At 58.7% G+C, this 22,020-nt stretch carries 22 protein-coding genes; 4 read left to right on the top strand and 18 right to left on the bottom strand.

Translation table 11 applies throughout. The features are described 5' to 3' along the window. From PA598K_RS12390 to PA598K_RS12375, 4 genes are all read right to left on the bottom strand, one after another. The coding region (locus PA598K_RS12390) for a DUF4850 domain-containing protein (protein ID WP_128657268.1) at positions 1–2,115 on the bottom strand (2,115 nt) is incomplete at its 3' end. Beyond that, positions 2,112–2,495, bottom strand: a complete 384-nt coding sequence (locus PA598K_RS12385) for a BlaI/MecI/CopY family transcriptional regulator (RefSeq protein WP_128657267.1) — start codon at positions 2,493–2,495, stop codon at positions 2,112–2,114. The genes PA598K_RS12390 and PA598K_RS12385, both read right to left, overlap by 4 nt. 160 nt (positions 2,496–2,655) lie before the next feature. Continuing rightward, a complete protein-coding gene (locus PA598K_RS12380; RefSeq protein WP_128657266.1) occupies positions 2,656–3,558 on the bottom strand; it encodes a hypothetical protein in 903 nt (300 codons plus the stop codon). Positions 3,559–4,146: 588 nt separating this feature from the next. Then, entirely contained in the window at positions 4,147–6,090 is a 1,944-nt protein-coding gene (locus PA598K_RS12375; protein ID WP_128657265.1) for an ATP-dependent DNA helicase, read from the bottom strand. Positions 6,091–6,319: 229 nt separating this feature from the next. Here PA598K_RS12375 and PA598K_RS12370 point away from each other — a divergent pair, with 229 nt between their 5' ends. Beyond that, positions 6,320–6,994: a hypothetical protein gene (locus PA598K_RS12370; RefSeq protein WP_128657264.1), complete on the top strand. Its 675-nt coding sequence runs from the start codon at positions 6,320–6,322 to the stop codon at positions 6,992–6,994. A 25-nt stretch (positions 6,995–7,019) separates the two neighbouring features. On the opposite strand, the gene PA598K_RS12365 is transcribed toward PA598K_RS12370, so the two are convergent. From PA598K_RS12365 to PA598K_RS12350, 4 genes are all read right to left on the bottom strand, one after another. After that, complete coding sequence (locus PA598K_RS12365; protein ID WP_128657263.1) at positions 7,020–7,277, bottom strand: DUF3886 domain-containing protein; 258 nt, start codon at positions 7,275–7,277, stop codon at positions 7,020–7,022. Positions 7,278–7,279: 2 nt separating this feature from the next. Next, positions 7,280–8,239, bottom strand: a complete 960-nt coding sequence (rnz, locus tag PA598K_RS12360; protein WP_128657262.1) for a ribonuclease Z — start codon at positions 8,237–8,239, stop codon at positions 7,280–7,282. Positions 8,240–8,400: 161 nt separating this feature from the next. Further along, a complete protein-coding gene (locus PA598K_RS12355) occupies positions 8,401–9,900 on the bottom strand; it encodes an IMP dehydrogenase (RefSeq protein WP_128657261.1) in 1,500 nt (499 codons plus the stop codon). A 121-nt stretch (positions 9,901–10,021) separates the two neighbouring features. Continuing rightward, entirely contained in the window at positions 10,022–10,360 is a 339-nt protein-coding gene (locus PA598K_RS12350; protein ID WP_185601874.1) for a metal-sensitive transcriptional regulator, read from the bottom strand. A gap of 181 nt (positions 10,361–10,541) precedes the next feature. Between PA598K_RS12350 and PA598K_RS12345 the strand changes: the two genes are divergently transcribed. Beyond that, complete coding sequence (locus PA598K_RS12345) at positions 10,542–10,757, top strand: hypothetical protein (protein ID WP_128657260.1); 216 nt, start codon at positions 10,542–10,544, stop codon at positions 10,755–10,757. 251 nt (positions 10,758–11,008) lie between these two features. Next, positions 11,009–11,488: a C40 family peptidase gene (locus PA598K_RS12340; protein ID WP_128657259.1), complete on the top strand. Its 480-nt coding sequence runs from the start codon at positions 11,009–11,011 to the stop codon at positions 11,486–11,488. Positions 11,489–11,554: 66 nt separating this feature from the next. Here PA598K_RS12340 and PA598K_RS12335 read toward each other — a convergent pair whose 3' ends face one another. From PA598K_RS12335 to PA598K_RS12295, 9 genes are all read right to left on the bottom strand, one after another. Beyond that, positions 11,555–12,145 carry an MSMEG_1061 family FMN-dependent PPOX-type flavoprotein gene (locus tag PA598K_RS12335; protein WP_128657258.1) on the bottom strand — a complete coding sequence of 197 codons (591 nt, stop codon included), beginning with the start codon at positions 12,143–12,145 and terminating at the stop codon, positions 11,555–11,557. Positions 12,146–12,192: 47 nt separating this feature from the next. Further along, entirely contained in the window at positions 12,193–13,005 is an 813-nt protein-coding gene (locus tag PA598K_RS12330) for a polysaccharide deacetylase family protein (RefSeq protein ID WP_260405376.1), read from the bottom strand. Between the two features lie 228 nt (positions 13,006–13,233). Continuing rightward, complete coding sequence (gene secD, locus PA598K_RS12325) at positions 13,234–15,405, bottom strand: protein translocase subunit SecD (RefSeq protein ID WP_128657256.1); 2,172 nt, start codon at positions 15,403–15,405, stop codon at positions 13,234–13,236. Positions 15,406–15,454: 49 nt separating this feature from the next. Further along, complete coding sequence (locus PA598K_RS12320; protein ID WP_128657255.1) at positions 15,455–15,865, bottom strand: hypothetical protein; 411 nt, start codon at positions 15,863–15,865, stop codon at positions 15,455–15,457. Positions 15,866–15,948: 83 nt separating this feature from the next. Beyond that, complete coding sequence (locus tag PA598K_RS12315; RefSeq protein WP_128657254.1) at positions 15,949–16,839, bottom strand: NAD(P)/FAD-dependent oxidoreductase; 891 nt, start codon at positions 16,837–16,839, stop codon at positions 15,949–15,951. Between the two features lie 19 nt (positions 16,840–16,858). Further along, on the bottom strand, positions 16,859–17,620 hold the full coding sequence (pdaA, locus tag PA598K_RS12310) for a delta-lactam-biosynthetic de-N-acetylase (protein WP_376739044.1): 762 nt from the start codon (positions 17,618–17,620) through the stop codon (positions 16,859–16,861). Between the two features lie 191 nt (positions 17,621–17,811). Then, positions 17,812–18,972: an N-acetylmuramoyl-L-alanine amidase gene (locus tag PA598K_RS12305; RefSeq protein WP_260405375.1), complete on the bottom strand. Its 1,161-nt coding sequence runs from the start codon at positions 18,970–18,972 to the stop codon at positions 17,812–17,814. A gap of 83 nt (positions 18,973–19,055) precedes the next feature. Further along, entirely contained in the window at positions 19,056–19,532 is a 477-nt protein-coding gene (gene nikR / locus PA598K_RS12300; RefSeq protein WP_128657252.1) for a nickel-responsive transcriptional regulator NikR, read from the bottom strand. A 119-nt stretch (positions 19,533–19,651) separates the two neighbouring features. Beyond that, complete coding sequence (locus PA598K_RS12295) at positions 19,652–20,023, bottom strand: c-type cytochrome (protein ID WP_260405374.1); 372 nt, start codon at positions 20,021–20,023, stop codon at positions 19,652–19,654. 160 nt (positions 20,024–20,183) lie between these two features. Here PA598K_RS12295 and PA598K_RS12290 point away from each other — a divergent pair, with 160 nt between their 5' ends. After that, a complete protein-coding gene (locus PA598K_RS12290; protein WP_128657286.1) occupies positions 20,184–21,419 on the top strand; it encodes a chloride channel protein in 1,236 nt (411 codons plus the stop codon). Here the strand turns inward: PA598K_RS12290 and PA598K_RS12285 are convergent. After that, the gene (locus PA598K_RS12285; protein WP_128657251.1) at positions 21,412–21,960 is read right to left on the bottom strand and encodes a GNAT family N-acetyltransferase; all 549 of its coding nucleotides are present in this window, start codon (positions 21,958–21,960) and stop codon (positions 21,412–21,414) included. The two genes, PA598K_RS12290 and PA598K_RS12285, sit on opposite strands and share 8 nt — an antisense overlap. Positions 21,961–22,020: the final 60 nt, after the last annotated feature.

Here is a 22,020-nt window from a genome sequence, read left to right as displayed (position 1 = left end):
TGCCTCCTCGACGCCGCCGCCTGTGCCGCTGCCGATCATCGCCGTAACGACGAGCCTGGCCTCGCTATCCGGGCCATCCAGCCGCGCTATGGTCAAACGGGTCTCGCCGATCAGCGACGACCAGTCGTAGACGGCTTCCCTCCCATCTGCGACCAGACGGTGGCCAAGATACATCCCCTCGCTTTGCTCCATCCCGTACAAGACGAATCGTCCATCCTCCGAGACCGCAACCGGCTCGCGATCCGGCACATACAGGAACTCGCCGATCTGCTGACGCGCCTCGAAGTAGTCCAGCATCTCCCGCCCAAGCGCGTCCAGACCGGCCGGTCCTTCGTAGACGAGCTGCCGGAAGCGAGCGCCCGGGTCGTCGGCGCTGCGCCGGTCGATATCGCTGTAGGCGACGCCGGCGGAAGGGTACTCCGCGTCTCTAGGCTCCAGCTCATAGCGCAGCAGGCTGCCCTCGAGCGCCCGACTGCGCCAGCGAAGCTGCTCTGTCGATCCGCTGACCGACGGCTCAGTGAAATATGTCTCGATCAAGGGAGCAGCGCATCCCTGGCAGCTGCCGCTATCCGTATAGATGAGTCGATGCCGAGCATCCTGAGGATCTGTGAGCTCGACCCGGATCGTGCCGTCTGCCGCCACCTCTGCCGCTGCAGCTATCCAGTGACGCGGCGCCAGTAACAGCACGCCCTGGTCGCCGTAGCCGGTGCTTGCCCGGAAGCCTGCCCAGCCGGCGTCGATCGGCTCAGGCAGCCGATCGACGACGATCGGAGCCAGCTCAGCGGGATCACTAACGCCCGTGGGCTCTGCCAGCACCGTGTCGATTTCGACTCGCGGCAGCAGGGCGACCGACGGGTCCACCTCATTGGTCTCCAGACGGATGCTGCCCCGCTCCGTCATCTCCAGTCGCATGACATCGTCCGCCCCGACGCGGTCGCCCGGCGCGCGCGTCAGTGTCACGACGACGATCGCCAGCATCGCCAGCACGCCGACGATCGACCACCCTAGCGGGGAGCGGCGATAACGCCGCACGCGATCGATACGCCGTCTGAGCTCGCGGTAGCCAGCGGCGAAGCCAGTCAGAGAAGGCGCGGGTCGGCGCGTCGTCTGCTCCAGCAGTCCCAGCATCGCCTGACCATAGACCGATGTCGCCTCAGGCGCGATCCGTCGCAGCACCGCCGCATCGCATGCCAGCTCCTGATCGGCGCGCATCTGCCGGGCAGCGTACCAGAGCAGCGGGTTGAACCAATGTACGGCGACGAGCAAGGCCATCAGCCAATTGACAAGGGCGTCGCGCCGCTTGAAGTGGACCAGCTCATGCAGCAGGATGTAGTGCCATTGCTCGGCAGACAATTGCAGCTGCTGAGGCTCGGGCACGAGCAGGATCGGCCGCCACACGCCGACGAGCGCGGGCGAAGCGATCGCTGCCGATACACGCAGCTCGGGATAGCGGCGCAGTTGCAGCTCCTCCGCGCAGGCCGCCAACTGCTGCTGGAGATGCTCGGGCGTCCGCAGACCAGCCGCTCTGCGGAGCTGGCTCGCCGAGCGGACATGGACGATCAGACGGCCTGAGCAGTAGAGCCAGCCGAGCAGCCAGACCAGCGCCAGCCACAAGGCCAGCGGCACGCGCTGCGGCTGCGCTGCGATCTCGGTCATCGTGCTGCCACCCGCCAATGTCTCGCTGGCAACAGTCCCCATGGTTGCATCGTTGGCGGCTGCTGCGCCTGGGGACGCCGATGCCGCTGCACCGGGCATCGATGCCGTGAGCGAATCGTTCCCTCTCGGGGTTGCAGAAGAGCGCTCATCGATCGTTGCAGATATCGTAGCGGCTGGGCCAGTTATGTACAAGGCTTGCCATTGATGCGGCAGCAGCCGCTCCGCACTGAGCGGGCTCTCCGGCGTCCACGGGATGATAAGGCGCAGCAGCAGCACGCTCCAGAGCACATAGAGCCAGACAGCCGGCAGCCGCCTTCCCAGCAGCAGTCGCGTCAGCAGGATCAGACCGATGACGAGCGAGGCCCAGACGGTTGCCTCGATTAGCCAGCCGATCCACGATTCGCTCAGTTGCCCGACCAGCGACAGCCAAGACGCGTACCAACCATGCGCCGTGCTCATCGCTTGTCCTCCTGTTTGTCGTCGAGCAGCGACTTGAGCTCCTCGATCTCCTGACGGCTCAGCTTGTGCTCCGACAGGAAATGCGTCAGCATAGGCTTGAGCGCGCCGCCGTAGAGCTTGCGCAAAAAGGACTGGCGTTCGGCTTGCAGACATTGCTCCTCGCTAAGCAGCGGCGTGTACACATAGCTTTTGCCGTCTTCGCGATACGTCAGTGCCCCCTTTTGCACCAGCCGTCCGAGCAAGGTGCGGATCGTCTTCGGACTCCAGTCCGTGCTTCCGGACAGCCTGTCGATCACATCCTTGGCCGTTGCCGGGGCGTCCGCCCACAGCGCGCGCATCACTTCCCACTCCGATTCGGAGATACGCGGGATCGTCTTCATGTTCACACCTTCTTTGATTACATTTGTAGTCATCGTTTCATAATTACATACTACAGTTGTAATCCAAGTGTGTCAACCTCGAATGCATGAACCGCAATTGCGCAGCATCGCTTGCTTCTTCCCAAAGATATACCCTGCACAATGCCGCTACGCCTATGCGCTATGCGCCTGCAGCGGCGAGACGCTGCTGCAGCATGACGCCCAGCTCCTCCGTCGTATCCCAGATGAGCGGCCGGATCGCGCGCGAATGCAGCGGCATCTCCTCCAGCACGCTGCGATGGATCGTCCAGACCACGGGGATGTCCAGACCTGCCGCATACCCGCCCGCATAATAGATCTCGACCGCCGCGAGACTGATATCGGCGATGACCAGCTTGCTGTCCGCCAGCCGGGCGATCGAATGATCGGTCTTGTCCGGCGTCCGGCCATTGAACAGATCCGGCAAATAGCCGCATTGCTCCAGCTTAGGCAGGATATGCTGCTCCCATTCGCCATGCAGCGCCTCGTCGTTGGGCAGCAATACGCTGCACGGCTTCAGCTTGCGGCCGCCGGACAGCTCCGCCGCCTCGCGCCAGCCTTGCTCCGTCAGTCCGAGGCTATGGCCTTCGCGGATGAGCGAGCCGGCCTCGCGCAACCGCTCGATCAGATAGACCATCTCCTGCAAATTGTTGGCATAGGTCAGATTGTAGCTGGCCGACAGCTTGCCGATCACGACCGGCACATCCGGACCGCCAGCATGCCGATACAGATATTGCAGCAAGCGCCCTCCCTTCTCCTCGGTCGTCACCGGGATGCGAGGCGAATTCGCAATCGCCTGCACCTCATCATGATTCAGCGACACGCTCTCCTCGCAATCGGTCAGCTCGCGTATATAGCCGGATACGAGCGGGAACAGCCGGCGCTTTTCTTGGTAAGAAAGTCGGCTCAGCGTCTCTACGCTCTCGGCATGCAGATGATAATAATGAGGATACGGCGCACAGTTGCAGCCCTGATAACGTTCATACGCCCCCTTCGTCTCGACCGTCGCCAGCTCGTCGCAGAACAGGCATCTTTTTTTGTCCATTCTTAATCCCCTCCTGTGAACACTCTTCGCACATCTTAGCGGATAATGCGTCGGCACAGCGATTAAGAATTTCTCATACGGCTTAACTTTCTCTCACAAGCAAAAACAACTCCGTCGTCTGCTTAGGACGTGCGGAGAGCTTTGTCAGAGATTTAGAAGCCCATTTATAAACGTGAAACAAATGAATTCTTATAAATCAAGGCGAAACGGCGCATCGCAGAGCGATGCGCCGTGGCTAGACGTAAGTTATTGGACACTTTCACAACCCCATTTTGCTTTACATAACTTTTAGGCGTGGTCAGACTGTCCTCAAAAGTTCGCCAAAAACGCCCGCACGCTCTGAACTTGTGCGAAAAATCGCATAAGTCTCGCCAAAAACGCCGGCTCCATCTGGACTTATGCGAAAAATCGCATAAGTTTCCCTAAAAACGCCGACTCCATCTGAACTTGTGCGAAAAATCGCATAAGTTTCACTAAAAACGCCCGCGCCTCTGAACTTGTGCGAAAAATCGCATAAGTCTTGCCAAAAACGCCCGCGCCTCTGAACTTGTGCGAAAAATCGCATAAGCTAACCGCGCATCGCGCGGTCTACTGTTCCACTGTGGCGAGGCCGGCGGGCAGCAGCGCGGCGATCCGGTCCTGGACAGCGGTAAACTCGTATTGGATCTCCATGAAAATGACGGCGCTGCCCCGGTCGTCGCGGCTGCGAATCAAGCGTCCCAGCCCTTGACGCAGACGGAGCAGCATGTACGGCAGATCAACCTCTGCGAACGGATCGCTCGCGCTCTCCCGCTTCGCCATATAGACCGGGTCCTGCGGCGGGAATGGCAGCGACCAGACGATCACTTGCGACAGCGACGGCCCGGGAATGTCGAGTCCTTCCCATAGGCTGACAGCGCACAGGCAGCTCGTCTCCTCCTGCTGAAACCGCCGGATCAGCTCGCTGATCTCGCCTTCGCCCTCGATGTAGAAGCGGATGCCGCTGCAGGAGGGCTCGCCGTCAATCGCCTGCGCGAATCGCCTCAGCTCCTCGCGGCTGGAGAACAAGAGCAGCGTCCGACCGCCGCTGGCGGCGATCCGCTCCGCGGCATAAGCCAGCTTCTCGCGGAAGGCGCCGCCCTCCTGCCAGCGCGGCATCCGCACCTCCATCTGCTCTTGGTAGTTGTAAGGTGACGGCACCGAAAACGACAAATAGTCGGTCATCCCCAGGCTATCCGCGACATAATCAAAGGAAGCATCGACGGACAAGGTCGCGGAAGAGAAGACAATCGGCTTCGGCGTCGCAAACACACGCTCGCGGAGCACCTCTTTGACCGCCTTCGGCATAATCGCCACGGCCAGGCCGCTCACGCTCTCGGTCGCCCAACAGATCGGCAGCTCCGGCCGCGCGAACAAATGCAACGCCTTTTGCATCATCTCGATATGCTCCTCGACGATCCGCAGCTGATATTCATTCAGCGTGAACAGACCGCTCTCGAACACCAACTCCTCCTCAATCGCCGAGAGCAGCTCCCGGAAGCGCTCGATCTCCCGCCTCAACATGTCGTCGACGCGGATCGAGAGCCGCTCGGAGCCAGCTACCGGAGTCGCGCGGCTGGCGAACACATCGAAGAGCAAGTCGCTCTGCTCGATCGCATCCTCGATACGCAGCGCCAGCGTCTCGCGGACCTCTCCCTCGAGCAGTCGAGTGATGATCGCGACGAACACATCATGCTTCAGATTGTAGGTCAGCGCCTTCTGCGCAGCTGCCTCCAGCAGATGGCCTTCATCGAAGACGATGGCACTATGCTCGGGCAACAGCGGCAGCTGACCCTCGCGCTTGCGGCCCTCATACGTCCAGACATGCTCCATGTAGAAATCATGAGAGCAAATGATCAGATCAGCCGCCTTGCGGTAATGGTCTCTGGAGAGCGTCTGTCCGCAGCGATGCCGCTGGTCGCAGACAAAGCAATCCTGGAAGGCGTCCCAATTGATGTGAGCCCATTGCTCGTCGTTCAGATGCGGGTAATCCTTGCGATCGCCATAGGCATAAAACGATTGCAGCGCCTTCGGCTTATATACGAACTCTGGCAAGGTCTCGCGGATCGACTCATACGCCTCGCCGTCCGGCTGATCCGCCGCCGCCGCCAGCTTAACCAAGCAGAGATATTGATCCGGCGACTTGCCGAGTCGCGCGTCCACTACCAGATCCAGATGACGAGCGAGCTTGGCCAAGTCGCCCTCGGGCTTCACTAGCTGCTCGATAAGCGATTCGTCGGCACAGGCGATGATCGCAGGCTGCCGCATATACCGCGCATACGCTACCGCATACAGCAGGTAGACGAGCGTCTTGCCCGTGCCTACACCCGCTTCCGCGAAGATCGCCCGCTTCTCGGCGAAGGCCCGCTCCAATTGAAAGGCCATATAGATCTGCTCATCCCGCACCTCGAACCCCGCCTCCGGCAGCAGCTCATAGAACACATCGGCGATCCAGTCGGCAGCCTGCTGTATGAATGGAGCGGCGGGGTCATAGTCAAAAGGGTAATTCTTCACTTCCATGCCTCCACATCCGGCGTGCGCCACATATGGCATCGACACGCCTAAAGGGGAATTATCTCACGCTCGAACGGAAAACACAATGGGAGACTCGGCGGCAAACAGCGAGGCTCGTCCCAAATAGATCGGCTTTGACAGCGGGCTTCGACAGCTTCCTCGCCGCAGCTGTATTATGCTGAGAGCAGCTAGGCGGGCAACCGCCAAATCTGGTAACCAAGGAGGCCGTATGATGACACCCCATATCGTCCCACAGCCGGTCAAGCCCCCCAGATTGTCCATGAAAATGCTGCATGATCTGATCCTGGAGCAACAACGTATCGAGCTGGAGCTGCGCGAGCGCATCGAACGTCTCGAAGCCAGACTCGCCGCTCGGGAGCAGACCAACGTCCCGCTAGCCCATACGCAAGAGCGAGCCGAGCCGACAGGAGCGCCTCAGCCTCATGAAGAGGCGCAGGCAGCAGACGCCCAAAAGGTCGCAGCTGCACACGCTGCGACCCCTGCCCTCGAAGATATCGTCCCGCTCCCGCTCGAACATAAGACGGAGGGCAGCACTCTGCCCGGCACGTCGATGGGCGGCGACAAGCTGGCCCCGGCGTTGGCGCTGGAAGAGCTGATCCAGGCCACGCTGCAGCCCGCCGCCAGCGCACCGCCAGCCCAGAGGCCAGAGCGGCAACAGCCGGACGAACCTTTGTCCGACTGGAGCTGCGTGGCGATCCCGCGATCGGTGCGGCACCCGTCCCCGATACGCAAGCGCAGCTTGTGGGACAAGCTATGGCATTGGGGCGGCGCCAAGCCGGAGCAACGCCGCTCCGCTAGCGGAAGCGACGCCATGTCCGGTCCCGCCAGATTGGCGCTTGAGCTGCCCCGCGAGCCGCTGAGGCTCCGCTCGTCGTCGGAGTAAGCCGTCTGGATGCGACGGTTATCCGCTACTTATAGTCTCGCCAATTCAGCTTGCTGTTGCCGAGCAGATGCCCGAAGTTTTGCTCCATCTGCTTTTCCTTTTCTTGTCGCTCTCGCTCGGCTTGCTGACGCTGGGCTGCCCGCTCTGCCTCCTCCTCCGCCTTCCAGGTGGCGGAGGCCTCCTTCAGCTTGCGGGCCAGCTCAGGCTTCAGCAGGTCTGCCAGCGTAGATCCGCCGTTATCTGCTTGTCGCTTCGGTGCAACAGGCTTTTTGTTTTTTGCCATCTCTATCCCTCCGGATTCGCTCTATGGACCAACCCCGGCTCGCGACGCGGGATCGGCAGCATCGTCAGGTCGCGAGGCGCCAGCACAGGGCGGAATACCTCCGCTGCCTCTGCCTCGCATGCCTGCACCTCCTCATCGTCATAGCGGGTGCTGAAGTGGGTGAGCACGAGCTGACGCACCCCGGCATCCCGTGCGGCTACAGCCGCTTGATGCGTCGTCGAATGTCCGTACTCGATTGCCTTGTCATCCATCGCGGCGACAAATGTCGCCTCATGGACGAGCACATCGGCCTCCCGCGCCAGCACGCCTACACCCTCGCATGGACTCGTATCCCCGAGGATCGTCACGATCCGTCCAGGCAGCATCGGCTCCGTGACCTCCTCCGAGCGGATAACCCGACCGTCCGGCAAGGTCAGTGAGCCGCCTTGCTTCAGCCGGCCATAGTCCGGCCCCGGACGGATGCCGAGCTCGCGCAGCAGCTCCACCTTTAGCCTGCCGCTGCGCGGCTTCTCGACGATGCGATAGCCGTAGCATTCGACCCGATGCCGCATCGGAGCCGCCTCTACGAGGAAGCTCTTGTCCTCGTAGACGACGCCCTCCGACACTTCGTAATATTCAATGTCATAACTCAGATGCGAAGCGGTCATCGATAGCGTCAGCTCGACCCACTGCCTCAGCCCCTTCGGTCCGAACAGCTTGAGCGGCTCGGTGCCGCCCAGAAACGCCCGACTGCATAGGATGCCGGGCAAGCCGAAGGTATGATCCCCATGCATATGGGTGATGAAGATACACTCCAGCCGACTCAGCTTAAGCGGCGTCTTCATCAATTGATGCTGCGCAGCCTCGCCGCTGTCGAACAGCCAGAACGTTCCGCGATCCTCTGGCATACGCAGCGCCATCGACGTCACATTTCTATTTTTTACGGGCCTGCCGGCCCCTGTTCCGAGAAACCACAGTTCCATCCTGCACCCTCCTAAGCCCGACTTTCGTCTTCGTATCCATGGCATGCTGTTATTGTACCGCTGCCGCAGGGGCCATTGCAATTGTTGCGCTGCCCTGCAACAGCAAAGCGCAGCCGCGATAGGATCGCGGCTGCGCCGTAGCTGGAACAAGAGAGCGAACCTTATTCGCCCGAGAGGGTGTTCTCCTTCAGGATGACGTCATGCGCGCCGCCCTCGACCAGACTGGTCTCGGAGACGAGCGTGATGCGCGCCTCGTCCTGCAGTTGCTTGATCGATTTGACGCCGCAGTTGCACATCGTCGATTTGATCTTGCCGATCGACCGATCAAGGTTCTCGCGCAGGCTGCCCGCATACGGCACATAGGAGTCGACGCCCTCCTCGAACATCAGACCCTTCTTGCCGCCTGAGTCGTAGCGTTGCCAGTTGCGCGCCCGATTGGAGCCTTCGCCCCAGAACTCCTTGACGAAGTTGTTGCCTACCTTGAGCTTGCGTGTCGGACTCTCGTCGAAGCGAGCGAAGTAACGCCCCATCATGACGAAGTCCGCGCCCATCGCCAGCGCCAGCGTAATATGGTAATCATGGACGATGCCGCCGTCGGAGCAGATCGGAATGTAGATGCCGGTCTCTTGGTAATACTGGTCTCTCGCCTCCGCAACCTCAATGACTGCCGAGGCTTGTCCGCGACCAATGCCCTTCTGCTCGCGCGTAATGCAGATCGAGCCGCCGCCGATCCCGACCTTGACGAAGTCGGCGCCGGATTCGACGAGATAGAGGAAGCCTTCGCGGTCGACGACATTGCCGGCGCCGATCGGCACATTGAAGTTGGCTTTGACGTACTGGATCGTCTCGCGCTGCCACTCGCTGTAGCCGTCAGACGAATCGATGACGAGGATATCGACGCCCGACTCGACGAGCGCGCTGACGCGCTCTTCATAATCCTTGGTGTTGATGCCCGCGCCGACTACGTAGCTCTTGTTGTGATCGAGCAGCTCCAGCGGATTCTCCTTGTGGGCGTCGTAGTCCTTGCGGAAGACGAGGTAATCGAGATTGCCGTCGTTGTCCACGATCGGCAGACAGTTGAGCTTATGCTCCCAGATCAGATCGTTGGCCTCGGAGAGCGTCAGACCGGACTGTCCGTAGATGAGCGAGGTTAGCGGCGTCATGAAGCTCTCGACCCGCTTGTCCAGCGCATCCCGGCTCAGTCTGTAGTCGCGGCTGGTGACGATGCCGAGCAGTTTGCCCTTCGGCGTGCCATCGGCGGTGATCGCTACGGTCGAATGTCCGGTTTCCTCCTTCAGATCGAGCACATCCTGCAGCGTATGCTCAGGCGTCAGGTTGGAGCGGCTGACGACAAATCCGGCCTTGTAGCCTTTGGCCTTCCTCACCATACGCGCCTGGTCCTCTACCGATTGCGAGCCGAAGATGAAGGAGACGCCGCCGCAGCGCGCCAGCGCGACCGCCATCTTGTCATCGGATACCGACTGCATGACCGCCGAGGAAAACGGGATATTAAGCGCAATCGCCGGCTCCTCGCCGCGCTTGTGCTTGACGAGAGGCGTCTTCAGTTGCACATTTTGAGGCGTGCAGTCTTTCGTCGTGAGGCTAGGGATCAACAGGAATTCACTAAACGTTCGGGACGGCTCGGTGTAATACTTGGCCATGCACGCTTCATTCCTCTCCTATTTATAATGGGGTGCTTGTAGGTAAATTTTATCAATCGTACCACCGCAGCACTGGAAGGTCAATGTCATCCTTCTTCCAATTGTGACGCACAGCATCCGATCAGCGCATCAATTTGTTGATTGTGGTCAGTAGTTCGGGGACGACCTCCATGTCCCCCTCCTGAATCCGTTCCATGACGCAGCTTTTGAGATGATGCTCAAGCAACAGCTTGCTGACGCCGTTCAACGCCGACTGAATCGAGGCAATCTGGTTCAGCACATCGTCGCAGTAGACATCGCGCTCGATGAGGCCTTTCACTCCGCGCACCTGACCTTCGATCCGGCTGAGCCGGTTGGTCAGACTCGTCTTGACTTTCTCCGAGTGATGGCTCATGCGTGCGCCTTCGGCGTGACAAGCCATCCCCTCCTCTTGCAGCTGCTCTTCCGGCAGATTGCTCATAGCATGGACCTCCGTCGGTTTTTGTTACTACTATACCATACCCCGCCGTCCTATTCCTATAGTCTCCGGTTGCCCTCAAAATAAAGCCTACGGTCACGGGATATTGAGGGAAGCCTGAGAGCCTGCACTATGTTAAAATAGAAGGTGTTTGTTAGATAGCACGACAAGGTGGTGTGAAGCGATGTCTCAGGTCAGACGGCTGGAAACCGAAGCCGACTTTGCCGAAGCGCTTGAGCGAGGCGCTTCGATCCGTGTATTCAAGGACGATCAGTTGGTGGACGCTCGGGCGAAGATTATCCGATTCGACGATTCGTTGGTCGTCACGCAGAGCAGCGTCAGCGATATCGCCTATTATGACCGTCAGAACTGCCAGTTTTTCGAGCTGCGAGGTCGCTAAGGGGGCCATGTTGCAGCGTTCTGTGCGCGATCGACAAAAAGGACATTCGCCTGTGTTTGGGGCGGATGTCCTTTTTGTCGAGACGGTCTGAATCAAAGATGAGAACATTCTCATACGAATTTAATAAACCAAAGCATCCCCCTGCTGTTCTTGCGTGCAAGTTCTTCGTGGGATAAATTTACAATTATATGTGTGCTATAGTTAGTGCTGGTCAAATCAATCTTGCGATAAACGGAGGGACACCTAGAGCTATGTACACCTTCAAATTTGTGAAACGCGCCCTGGTCACCGCCTTGTGCGCTACCCTTACGATAACGTCTTTCTCAGCAGGCGCTTCCAAAGCGGAAGCTGCCACTCCACAGTCCGAAGCCTTGATCAAGAGCGGCAAGGAATATCTCGGCGTTCCTTATCGATTGGGCGCTCCTAGCGGATCTACATACGCTTTTGATTGCTCATCGTTTACCCAATATCTGTTCAAGAAAAACGGCGTCGCCCTGCCGCGCACCTCGTCAGCGCAGTCCACCAAAGGCATGAAGGTGGCGAAAGGGAATCTGAGCATGGGCGATCTCGTCTTCTTCAAAACCAACGGTCGCAGCATCAGCCATGTCGGCGTCTACGCCGGACAGAACAAAATGCTCCATACGTCCAGCAGCAAAGGCGTCGTACTCTCCGATATGAACACCAACTATTGGAACAACCGCTATGTTACCGCTCGCCGGGTCTTGAATTAGCTGGTCAAACCGACCGCCTCGCAGGAGGCGGTTTTTGCGTTGGCGCTTGCCCCGCCCATCGAACCGCTACAACGTCATGCCGTTGATGGCCAGATGCGCGCGGAACATCTCTTGCACCGATGGATGCTCCTCTGGCGCCAGCCAGTCCTCGTGCGCCCATACCTTGGCCGACTTGAGCGCGCGCGGGCAATGGATGAAGCACTCCTCGGCCTCGACGATGACGGCCAGTTGGGGCGTCTTGCCGCTGAACGTTTGCGCAGCGATCAATTCTTGATCATCGGTTATCGTCGCACGCCCGTTAATTCGCAGCACCTCTTGCAGTCCCGGGATAATGAAGAGCATCCCGAGACGCGGGTTGTCCAACAGATTGAGCAAGGAGTCGATCCGCCGATTGCCCGGACGCTCGGGATAGATCAGGTGGCGTTCATCCAGCGCTTTGACGAAGCCGGGCTCGTCGCCACGCGGCGATACGTCGCACCATCCTCGCTGGTCGGTGGTAGACAGGAAGAACAACGGCGACTTCGCCAGGAACCCCTGCACATGCTCGTCGACCCGATCGATCGATTTCTTGATCACCGCCTCATGCGGCTCCCCTACCAGCGCTCGCAGCTGCTGCGGCTCCGTAATCCGGTTTTTCATCTTTCCGTTCCATTGCATCGCTTCGGCTCACTCTCCTTCATCGCCCTATTGTACCCCAGCTTTTGCTAAGGCTCAACCTCTGCAGGCGACAGCAGCTCGGCCATCGAGGTGTTGGTCGTTACGGTCAATCGATTGAGCTGCATCGGATTATCTCCCGGCCGCACGAAGCCTTGGCGGACCGTAAACGCCATTCGATAGCCGGACTCGCGAAGATAGTAAACCATCTGTTGTCGGAAGTCGCCATACGGATAAGCAAAATATGGCGTGTCGATGCCCGCTTCCTTCATCTTCGCGATATCGTCGACCAGCAGCTTTTCATTCATGCCCGCCCCATACTCGTTGCCGCAGTGCAGCATTTTTTTGTAGTGCAGATTGTAGGAATGACTGTGGTATTCAAACACATCGCGTGTTTCCTCCATCTGCTGGCGCGACAAGAAGCTTTTTTGGGCCGGGTCAAACTGGCCCGTCTCTTCCTGAATATTCGTGCCAACGACGAATAGCGAAGCTTTGAAGCCATACTTCTTGAGGATCGGATAAGCATAAATAATGTTGTTTTCGTACCCATCATCGAAGGTCAGCACGACGGTCCGTTCAGGCAATGTCAGCTCGCCGGCTACATAACGCTCCAGTTCCTCCAATGTCGCCGTATAGTAGCCTTGCTCATGCAAATAGTCGATGCCGGCCTCGAAGGCTTCGAGGTTGATCATCGAATTGTTATTCGGTTCATAATTGAGTCCGGCTCTGACGATGTAATGATACATCAGCACAGGTACTTGCTCCGGTCCTGCCGCAGCGCTTGCGCTGGCCTTCAGCAACTGCTGGCTTGGATTGACATGGGTCAGGGCAAAATATTTGTTTTTGGCCGTCACCCAAGCCATACAGCCTTTATGAGATATTACAGATTGGGGGAAAACAATCATCCACGTCCCCAACATTATGCTCATAGCCAATGCCAGGAGCAAACCCTTCTTTATCATTGCGTTCGACTGACTCCTTCTCTTTATCTCTACACATTAGACGGTTAACTTCATCAGGAAGTTTCATGCAATGAAAAAAAATCCTTCCGGCCCAGCCAGCGGCGGACACGGAAGGATCATGCAAACGAGTTAAGTCGTGGTCTCTTCGGACGGTGCAGGCTTGTTGATCGAATTTTTCTTGAACACGAGCCAGAGCTGACAAGCGATAAAAATCGAGGAATAGATACCGAATACCATCCCTAACGTCATCGCAAGCGAGAACAGCTTGATCGATTCTCCGCCGAACAGGAACAAAATGAGCGACGCGATCAGCACCGTGATGCCCGTATTGATGGAACGGGTCAACGTCTGCGACACGCTCACATTGACGAGCTGCTTCAGATCGTCGTAGGTCTTGATCTTGGCAAAGCGCATATTCTCCCTCACGCGGTCGAAAATAACGATCGTATCGTTGATGGAATAACCGATAATCGTCAGTACGGCCGCGATGAACGGCAGATTGACCTCGAGTCGGAAGACAGCAAATATCGTGACGACGAAGAACGCGTCATGGAACAAGGCGATGATCGCCGCCAGCGCAAAGCGCCATTCGAAACGCAAAATAATAATCAAGATAATCCCGATGCTGGCGATCAGGACAGCGATGATCGCTTTCAGTCCGAGCTCCTGGGCAATTCCGGGATCGACGGTGTTCTCCTCGCGAGAAACGCCGTCGCCATACTTGGTCTCGAACGCGCCGACGATCTTGTTCACCTCACCCGCTTCGGCATCAAGGATCTGCTCGTAGCGAGCGGAGATCCGGTCATTATTGGTGCCGCCTACAGTGAACGAGGACGGTACAAAGCCAGACTCCTCGAACAGCTTCTCTGCCTCGTCGTGGGTGATCGATTGCGGCAACGTAATATCCAGACTCGTACCGGCCTTGAAGTCTACGCCGTAGTTCAGGTTAGCCACGAGCAGGACAACGATGCCAAGCACGGTAACCGCCGATGAGAAGATGAAAAACGGATTTTTCAACTTTACAAAATTGTAAATTTTGTAGTAAGGATCTTCGCCCTTTTTGCTCTCGGCAAGCGTGCGAATATCCTTCGGATTCACGCCCATCAGCCGCGGGTTCTTGACAATATTGCTGCGGACCAGCAGATTGAGCAGCAAGCGCGAGAACGACACGTTCGTGAACATACTGAGAATGTTGCTTAGGATCAGCGTCAAGGCGAAGCCTTGAATCGCGCCGGTACCGATAAAGTACAGCACAGCGGCTGCAACGATCGACGTCAGGTTGGCGTCGAGGATCGTCCGGAACGACATTTTGGAGCCGGTCTTCAACGCAGAAGCCAAACTCTTGCCGCTGCGCATCTCTTCCTTGATCCGCTCGGCCGTGATAATGTTGGCGTCGACCGCCATCCCGATCCCGAGCACGAAGGCCGCGATGCCAGGCAGCGTAATCGTCGCCTTCATCCAGTAGAACAGCAACAGGATGCCCCAGCTGTAGACGATCAAGGTGACACAGGCGATCAGGCCCGGCAAGCGATAGACGAACAGCATGAACAACAGGATGAACAGCGAAGCGATGCCGCCCGCAAGCAGAATCTGCGTCATCGACTGCTGGCCAAGCGTCGCTCCGACGGACTGGGTATACAGCTCGGTTAGATTAAGCGGCAACGCACCCAGGTTGATGATGCCTGCGAGCTCCTTAGCCTCCTCGATCGTATAGTTGCCTTCGATCGACGCCTTGCCATCGGGCAAGACCGAATTGACCCGAGGTGCCGAAAGCTCCTGCTCGTCGAGGAAGATCGAGAGATTCTTGCCGAGCAATCGTGTCGATACATCGCGCAGCTTAGCCGCATCCTTGACCTCGATCTGGATGTACGGCTGATTCATCTGGTTGTAGGAGACGCGTGCGGCTCCCTCGACGAAATCGATGCCGCGCAGCTCAATCGTGCCGTCCGGTCCTCGGAATGTCAGCTCGGCTGGCTTTTTCATAATGTTGCGGACTTCTTCTTCATTGCTGACGCCTGCGATGCGGACGCGGATCCGATCGCTGCCCTCCGGCGTAATCTCCGGCTCGGAAACGCCATAAGCGTCAGCACGGCTCTGCAGCGAGCGTGATGTCTCGCGCAGCGCTTCCTGCGTCACGGTGCCGTCTTCGTAGACAGGCGTCGCCTGATACAGAATCTCGAATCCACCCTTCAGATCAAGGCCGAGTCTGAGATTCTTGACGATATGCGGCGAGGTCGCCCCTACGATGCCAAGGCAGATCAAGACAGTCAATAGAAATGCAATCAAACGCTTCATAATCATAAACGTGAGTTCTCCTCTTTCAATGGAATAGACATCCAAGCGTAATAGGTCAAATGCAGCTCAGGCTTGATGGAGTCTTCCCGGTGAGGCTCACGTAAGTCGATGTCATCTTGATCGGCGCCAGCTTCAGCATAACTAATCCAATCGCGATCGACGCGCGATCGTCATGATGCAGTCGCATCGCTGTCGGTCGGTAATACCAGACCCCGATGGCGACGATGAGCGCGCCGAAGCCTGTCCAGGTCTGCTTCTGCGGCTGCAGCAGTCGAGGCGCGATCAGGTAGCCGCTCTCGCTTGGCGTAGTCATGATCGGATGATCGGCTGCTTCGCCGCTCCGCTCGGCCGATGGGGCAGGCGCGGTGACAGGAATGGAGAGCAGCAGCAGCATAACGACGCCGAGCCAGGAATAGGCCTTGCGGCGGCTGTGAATGCTCGGTTTTGTGGCTTGCGGCTTGTCCATTGGCTCCCCCTTTCCTCGTCCAGCTTAAGGCACGATCAGTTTATTATATACGATACGTGCAGCAGGAAGGAAGAGTAAAGTTGTCAGAGCAAGCTCTTGTGCATCCAGATCGCCGCTTGAACGCCCTCGCCCATCGCAATACTCGCTTGCTCGGCATGGACGCCGACATCGCCGGTTGCCCATACATGGGCGACCGACGTCATCTTGGAGCGGGCGTCCGTCAGAATGTGGCGGTTCTCCAGCCGCTCGACGCCGAGCTGCTCGGCGAGTCCAGAGCGCACCTCGTTGCCGCCAAAGGCCAGGAATCCCCGATCCACAGGGATATAGCTGCCTTCATCGAGCTCCAGACCGAGCAGTCGCTCGCTCTCGGTCCTCAGCCTGAGGACCGGTCCCTCGATCATCGGGATGCGATGCTGCCGCAACTGCTCAGCCAACGTCCCGGATATTGCCCTTGCTTCATGATTGATATAAGTAAGCTGCGTGGTCCAGTAGGTCAGCTTGATCGCCATCGCCGCGCCGGCATCGCCGGACCCGATGACGACTGCCGGCCGATCTCTCACCTCGTAGCCGTCACAGTCCGGACAGACGAACAGACTGATCCCGAGACAAGCGATCAGTCCATCCAGCGGCGGCAGACGATCGACCACGCCAGTCGCCAGCAGCAGACGACGCGCGCGGTAGATCGTGCCGTCACGTGCGGCGAGCTCGAACCTATCAGCCTCGCGAGCCGCATGCTCAACCCAGGTCTCGACCAGATGAACACCGAGCTGCGCGGCCTGCCTAGCGCCGATGCGGCGCAGCTCGGCTCCGCTCACTCCGTCAGGCCAGCCGAGCAGATTGTTATAGCTGCGGCACCACGTCGAGCGGCCGTCCGCCGCATCGAGGACGAGTGTTGAGTGGCCGTAACGGCCAAGCTGGATCGCTGCCTGGAGGCCGGATAGCCCGCCGCCGACAATCGCACAATCATAGATCAAGTCGATTCGCCTCCCTTGTCTAGTATGTGCGGACGCGCAGCTCGTCGAGTGACTTGAACGTATAGCCCTGCCCTCTGGCATCGTCGATGATGCGGCCCAGCGCCTCTGCATTGTCCCGAGATACCGAATGGAGCAGGATGACCGCACCGGGATGCAGCTGCGACATCACCCGTGTGTACGCGTAAGCGGCCCCTTTCTGATCATTGACGTCCCAGTCCTTGTAGGCGACCGACCAGAACACGCTCGTATAGCCCAGCTTGCGCGCCTCGGCCAAGGCGCGTTCATTGAAGATGCCGCGAGGCGGACGCAGATAGCTCATCGTCAGCTGCGGCGTCATTGCCAGCACCTCCTCCTTGACTCTCTCCAGCTCCTCCTTGATTTTGGCCGCTCCCAGCGTCGTCATATCCGGGTGATGCCATGAGTGGTTGCCGATCAGATGGCCCTCCGCCGCCATCCGCTGCAGCAGCTCCGGCTGATCCTGGATATACTGCCCGGTGACGAAAAAAGCCGCCGGCACGCGTTTTTCCTTCAGCACATCAAGGATTTTTGGCGTAAAGCCGTTCTCATAGCCATTATCGAAGGTGAGGAAAAGCTCCTTTTGCTTCGTGTCGCCCAAAAAAACGGCGCCGTGCTTTTGCAGCAGCTCCTTGAACCCTTCCTCGTTGATCGACGGCAGCTCGCCCTGTCGGCTCGGCTTGAAGCCGAAGTGATAGGTTCCGCCGGATCCGAAGCCAGCAAGCAAAAGGCTGACGCACAGTAGCAACATGACCAAACCTCGCATAGGCCATCGGGTTTGCATCCTAATCCCTCTTTCCCAGGTTAATATTCCGCCCTCTGCTACGCCGCTAGCGACGAGTAACGGTCCCATATTCTGTCGGTAGTCTCTCCTTAGCCTCACGAATTTATGCCCCTATAAACAAGAGAAAAAGACGCAAGGACCTTGGTCCCTGCGTCTGTGTTTTAACAAGCTATTCATTTGAAATAGTTTTGCAGCCCTTTGGCGATAGCTCTTGCCGCTTTCCGCTGATAATCGCTCTCCTTGACGATGCCTTCGTCCCGGCTGTTCGACAGGAAGCCAAGCTCTAGCAGCACGGCCGGCGTGCGGTTTTCCCGCAGCACATGGTAATCGCCAAAAGCGACGCCGTGGCTCTTGAGGCCGATGCCGCCCGCCAGCTGCCGTTCAATCGCATGGGCTAACGGCTTGTCCTTGCGGTCCGAGTAGAAAAAGGTCAAAATACCGGAATTGTTCTTCTCGGAGGAATTATAATGAATGCTAATGAATGCGTCCGCTCCCGCTTCGTGACTAATCGCTACCCTGCGCGGCAGCTCCGGCTTCTGATCATCCTTGGTCCGCGTCATGACCACCTTGGCGCCGAGTGATTGCAGTTGTTCCTTCAAATAATTGGCCGTGCTCAGGTTGATCGTCTTCTCCGCCGTCTTGTAGGTCGTCCCCACCATACCGGGATCGGAGCCGCCGTGACCGGGATCGATGACGATCACCTTGCCCCGCAGCGTGCCTCCGGATGATGAGGAGGTTTGTGTGACATTGAGGGTAGAAGTGACCGCCGAACCCTCGCCGATATATTGCGACGATACCCAGCCCCGTTCATCGCCCGAGACGATCTGGAGCCAGCCATGGACACTGTCGCGGATCGACACCGGCGCGCCGCGATACAGCATGCCGGTCACCTTGTGATCGGTGCTTGGGCCTTCGCGTATACGGAGCGCATCGACCAGCACGACCGAAGACGAACCCTTCGAGGAAGACGAACCCTTCGATGCGTTCGCGGGCTTGGAGGAGGAAGCCGTATCCGTCTGACCTGGCCGCTTGTCCGTCTTCTGCACGTAGTACCCCGCTACCCAGCCCTCCAGACTGCCACGCTTGATCTCCAGCCAGCCGTGGAACTCCTTGGTGACGAGCACGATATCGCCCTTCTTCACCGAACCGCGCACCTCTGCATCCTTAGCGGCGTCATCACGCACATTCAGCGAGCTGGCCACGATCTCTCCGTAATACGAGGAGCTCGCCGCAGCCTGCGTGGCGCCCAACGTACCGAGAGCGAGCAGCAGCATGATCGCCGCCGCCAGCCAGGCTAGTATGTTGATCTTCATTCCTTTTGCGTTATGTATCATAGCAACCCCTCTCCGTTCATTCATTGCGCCCATTACACAGGCATATAACCATTACACCGTTTTCAGCTCGACGAAACAGCGACTCACGCTTGCTTCCCGTCATGCCGATGATGCGCATGAGGATGGCCCGCCCGTTCGTCTGCGGCATCCGCATAAGTGACGGACAGCTCGGCGTAGAGCACCCCCTTCTGCACCTGGATCCGCTGCTTCAGCTTGCGGAGATTCGACAGTCTGCCCCGTACGACGATCACCTCCAGACATTGGTCGTGATTGAGATGGACATGCATCGTCGAGACGATCGCATCATGATGATCATGCTGCAGCTCCATGAGCACTAGCGGCAGCTCGCTGACGTGATGGTCATAGACCATGACGATCGTGCCAGCGACCTGCTCGTCCTCCTGCAGGCCAGAGGCATCGAGGATCGACCGTCTGGCCATATCCCGGATCGCCTCCGAGCGGTTGGTGTAGCCCTGCGCTTCGATATAGGCGTCGAATGTCTCCAGCAAGGGAGCCGGGAAGGACACTCCGAAGCGTATCAACTCATCCTTTTCAGCCATCTCATCACCTGTTTGCTCAGTTTGTCGTGTTAGTGTATCATATCGTCCGCCGATTGAAAACAGAAGAAAGCCCCAAACCGGTCATGTCCGGGATGGGGCTTGCGCCTTGGCTGGCTGTCCTATTTGTGTGCGGCTAGCCATATGGAGAGCGCTCGAATCTCCTCGCTTGAGAGCTGCTTGGCAAAGCCAGGCATCGCCCCGCGTCCCTTGCCGATGACGGCGCGGAGCTGGTCGGCGCTGTAGCGAGCGCCCGCCTTGCTCAGATCCGGACCGATCTTGCCCCGCAGATCTGTGCCGTGACAGGAGAGACAATGCCGCTTGTACAAGCTTGCTCCCTGATCGGCGCTTCCGACCTGGATCGCAGGGCCGCCAGGTTTCGCAGCTTCTTCCGCCCATAGAGGGGAGCTGAACGCGCACCAGAGCATCGTCCCCAGGACGAGCGGCGTCCATCGGATTTTCCGCTTCCATAGACTGCGCTTTTTGACCTTCATCTTGGACCTCCTCCTTCATCTGTCGCCTGCCTGTCTATGCCTTAGTCTGTGCATAGTCATGTCAGGTTATGTCGAAGGAGGCGAATTGACGCCGGCGCCGGGCGCGAGTAGGATAGGTAACAACTGCACGTCACGACCATGAGGAAGAAGTTGAAATGTGATGAAACCACAAAATAACCTAGGCGCGGCGACGATCCGCCTGCTCCTGGGCGCTGCTGTAGGTGTAGCTTGCGGAACGGCGGCCGCGCTGTTCCTCCATGTCCTGACATCCGTGACCGCAGTCCGGGAAGGCCATCCGTGGCTGCTCTGGCTGCTGCCGGTCGGCGGCGCTTGCATGAGCTGGATCTATATGCGCTGGGGTCGTCAGGCTGCTCAGGGCAATCCGCTATTATTCGCCAGCATCCGCGGCGGCGAAGGCGATATCCCCCTCCGGATGGGTCCGATGGCGCTGCTCGGCACCTGGATGACGCATCTGCTGGGCGGCTCCGCAGGACGCGAGGGCACAGCCCTTCAGCTGGGGGGCAGCCTGGCGGCATGGATCGGCCGGCTGCTGCGCGTCCCGCCGACCGAGTCCAGACTGCTGCTGCTCTGCGGCATCAGCGGCGGCTTTGGCGCCGTCTTCGGGACGCCGGTGGCAGGGGCTGTATTCGCCTTTGAGGTCGCTGGCTTTCGCGTGTTGACGCCGTTGCGTCTGCTATCCGCCCTGACAGCAAGCTTTGTCGGCCACGTGACCGCCCTTGCCTGGGGCGCTTCTCACACGCATTATTCGATCGGTCCCGTCCCGTTTGCGGATCTTGGGCTCCTCCTCCGCGTCGCTCTCGCAGCCGTCGCGTTTGGCTTGCTGGCCCGTCTGTTTGTCCGATTGCTCGCAAGTCTACGCGCCTTGCTCATCCGGCACGTTCCTCAGATCGTCTGGCGCAGCGTCATCGGCGGGTTGCTTGTGATCGGGCTGACTTATGTCTGCGGCAGCCGCGACTACCTGGGACTGAGCTTGCCGTTGCTCAGCAGCTCGTTTGACGCCCAAGCCGAGGGCGACGCATTCGTCTGGAAGCTGCTCTTCACCGTGGTGACGCTGGGCTCCGGCTATCCTGGCGGCGAGGTGACGCCGTTGTTCGTCATCGGCGCCGCCTTTGGCAGCTTCCTCGCGGGGATGCTGTCCGCACCGCCAGCACTGTTGGCCGGCGTGGGCATGGTGTCGATATTCGCAGGCGCGGCCCGGGCACCGCTGGCCTGTTTTGCGCTGGGGATAGAGCTGTTCGGCGGCGGCGGCGCGCTTTATCTGCTGGTTAGTTGCGTCTTGAGCGCTCTCCTCGCAGGCTCAAGCGGCCTCTATCATCGGTCCGTACCGTCGTCGGCGCTGCGGCGGATCGGTCAGACGATCCAGCGGCTCAAGTAATCCGGGTCAGGTTGGTAAATTGCTGGACCGGCCCCTGCCAACGCTCATCGTTCAGGATCGTTTCCTTGAAGCTGTCGTTGGTGTACTCGCCGATTGCGTTGCGCCAAAACCTTTGCGATTTCTCATTTTCCTGCTGTTGCCGAATTTCCCAATGACCGGGGAACATATCGAAAATCTCCTTGACGATGATGCGCCCGATCCGCTTGCCTCGCCACTTGCGCATAATGAAGAAATCCGCGAGATTGCGCGTCGTCGAACCGTGGGGATACAACAGGCTGAACCGATTGATGAGCATAAACCCGGCGAGGCGGTCGTTGATCCGAATCAGGATCGGTATACGTCCTTCCTCGCTTCTGCCGCGCTCGGTCCAGTAATGGTCCAGATCCGGGTAATCGTATTGGCCGTGGCTATCCGGATCTTGACCGTTGAACTCGCTGGTGTCGTACAAGTACATCTGCATCAGGCTGCGAAAAACGGCCTTGTCCGACGCCCGGGCGTCGATCAGTTGGATCTGGTAGCCGCGATGTTCGATCAGATTCATGGCTCATACCTCCTTGAGTTAACTCCTGGCTTGCATCTCTTTCATGATTAGGGTACGATT

This window comes from Paenibacillus sp. 598K, assembly GCF_003851045.1.
In the GTDB taxonomy this organism is placed as follows: Bacteria; Bacillota; Bacilli; order Paenibacillales; family Paenibacillaceae; genus Paenibacillus_D.
This window is presented reverse-complemented; position numbering and strand designations above follow the sequence as displayed.

Coding starts and splice junctions, on each gene's coding strand:
- PA598K_RS12385 (WP_128657267.1), bottom strand. CDS start 2,495: ATGAAGACGATCCCGCGTATCTCCGAATCGGAGTGGGAAGTGATGCGC.
- PA598K_RS12380 (WP_128657266.1), bottom strand. CDS start 3,558: ATGGACAAAAAAAGATGCCTGTTCTGCGACGAGCTGGCGACGGTCGAG.
- PA598K_RS12370 (WP_128657264.1), top strand. CDS start 6,320: ATGATGACACCCCATATCGTCCCACAGCCGGTCAAGCCCCCCAGATTG.
- PA598K_RS12365 (WP_128657263.1), bottom strand. CDS start 7,277: ATGGCAAAAAACAAAAAGCCTGTTGCACCGAAGCGACAAGCAGATAAC.
- rnz (WP_128657262.1), bottom strand. CDS start 8,239: ATGGAACTGTGGTTTCTCGGAACAGGGGCCGGCAGGCCCGTAAAAAAT.
- PA598K_RS12355 (WP_128657261.1), bottom strand. CDS start 9,900: ATGGCCAAGTATTACACCGAGCCGTCCCGAACGTTTAGTGAATTCCTG.
- PA598K_RS12350 (WP_185601874.1), bottom strand. CDS start 10,360: ATGAGCAATCTGCCGGAAGAGCAGCTGCAAGAGGAGGGGATGGCTTGT.
- PA598K_RS12345 (WP_128657260.1), top strand. CDS start 10,542: ATGTCTCAGGTCAGACGGCTGGAAACCGAAGCCGACTTTGCCGAAGCG.
- PA598K_RS12340 (WP_128657259.1), top strand. CDS start 11,009: ATGTACACCTTCAAATTTGTGAAACGCGCCCTGGTCACCGCCTTGTGC.
- PA598K_RS12335 (WP_128657258.1), bottom strand. CDS start 12,145: ATGCAATGGAACGGAAAGATGAAAAACCGGATTACGGAGCCGCAGCAG.
- PA598K_RS12330 (WP_260405376.1), bottom strand. CDS start 13,005: ATGGCTTGGGTGACGGCCAAAAACAAATATTTTGCCCTGACCCATGTC.
- secD (WP_128657256.1), bottom strand. CDS start 15,405: ATGATTATGAAGCGTTTGATTGCATTTCTATTGACTGTCTTGATCTGC.
- PA598K_RS12320 (WP_128657255.1), bottom strand. CDS start 15,865: ATGGACAAGCCGCAAGCCACAAAACCGAGCATTCACAGCCGCCGCAAG.
- pdaA (WP_376739044.1), bottom strand. CDS start 17,620: ATGCGAGGTTTGGTCATGTTGCTACTGTGCGTCAGCCTTTTGCTTGCT.
- PA598K_RS12305 (WP_260405375.1), bottom strand. CDS start 18,972: ATGATACATAACGCAAAAGGAATGAAGATCAACATACTAGCCTGGCTG.
- nikR (WP_128657252.1), bottom strand. CDS start 19,532: ATGGCTGAAAAGGATGAGTTGATACGCTTCGGAGTGTCCTTCCCGGCT.
- PA598K_RS12295 (WP_260405374.1), bottom strand. CDS start 20,023: ATGAAGGTCAAAAAGCGCAGTCTATGGAAGCGGAAAATCCGATGGACG.
- PA598K_RS12290 (WP_128657286.1), top strand. CDS start 20,184: ATGAAACCACAAAATAACCTAGGCGCGGCGACGATCCGCCTGCTCCTG.
- PA598K_RS12285 (WP_128657251.1), bottom strand. CDS start 21,960: ATGAATCTGATCGAACATCGCGGCTACCAGATCCAACTGATCGACGCC.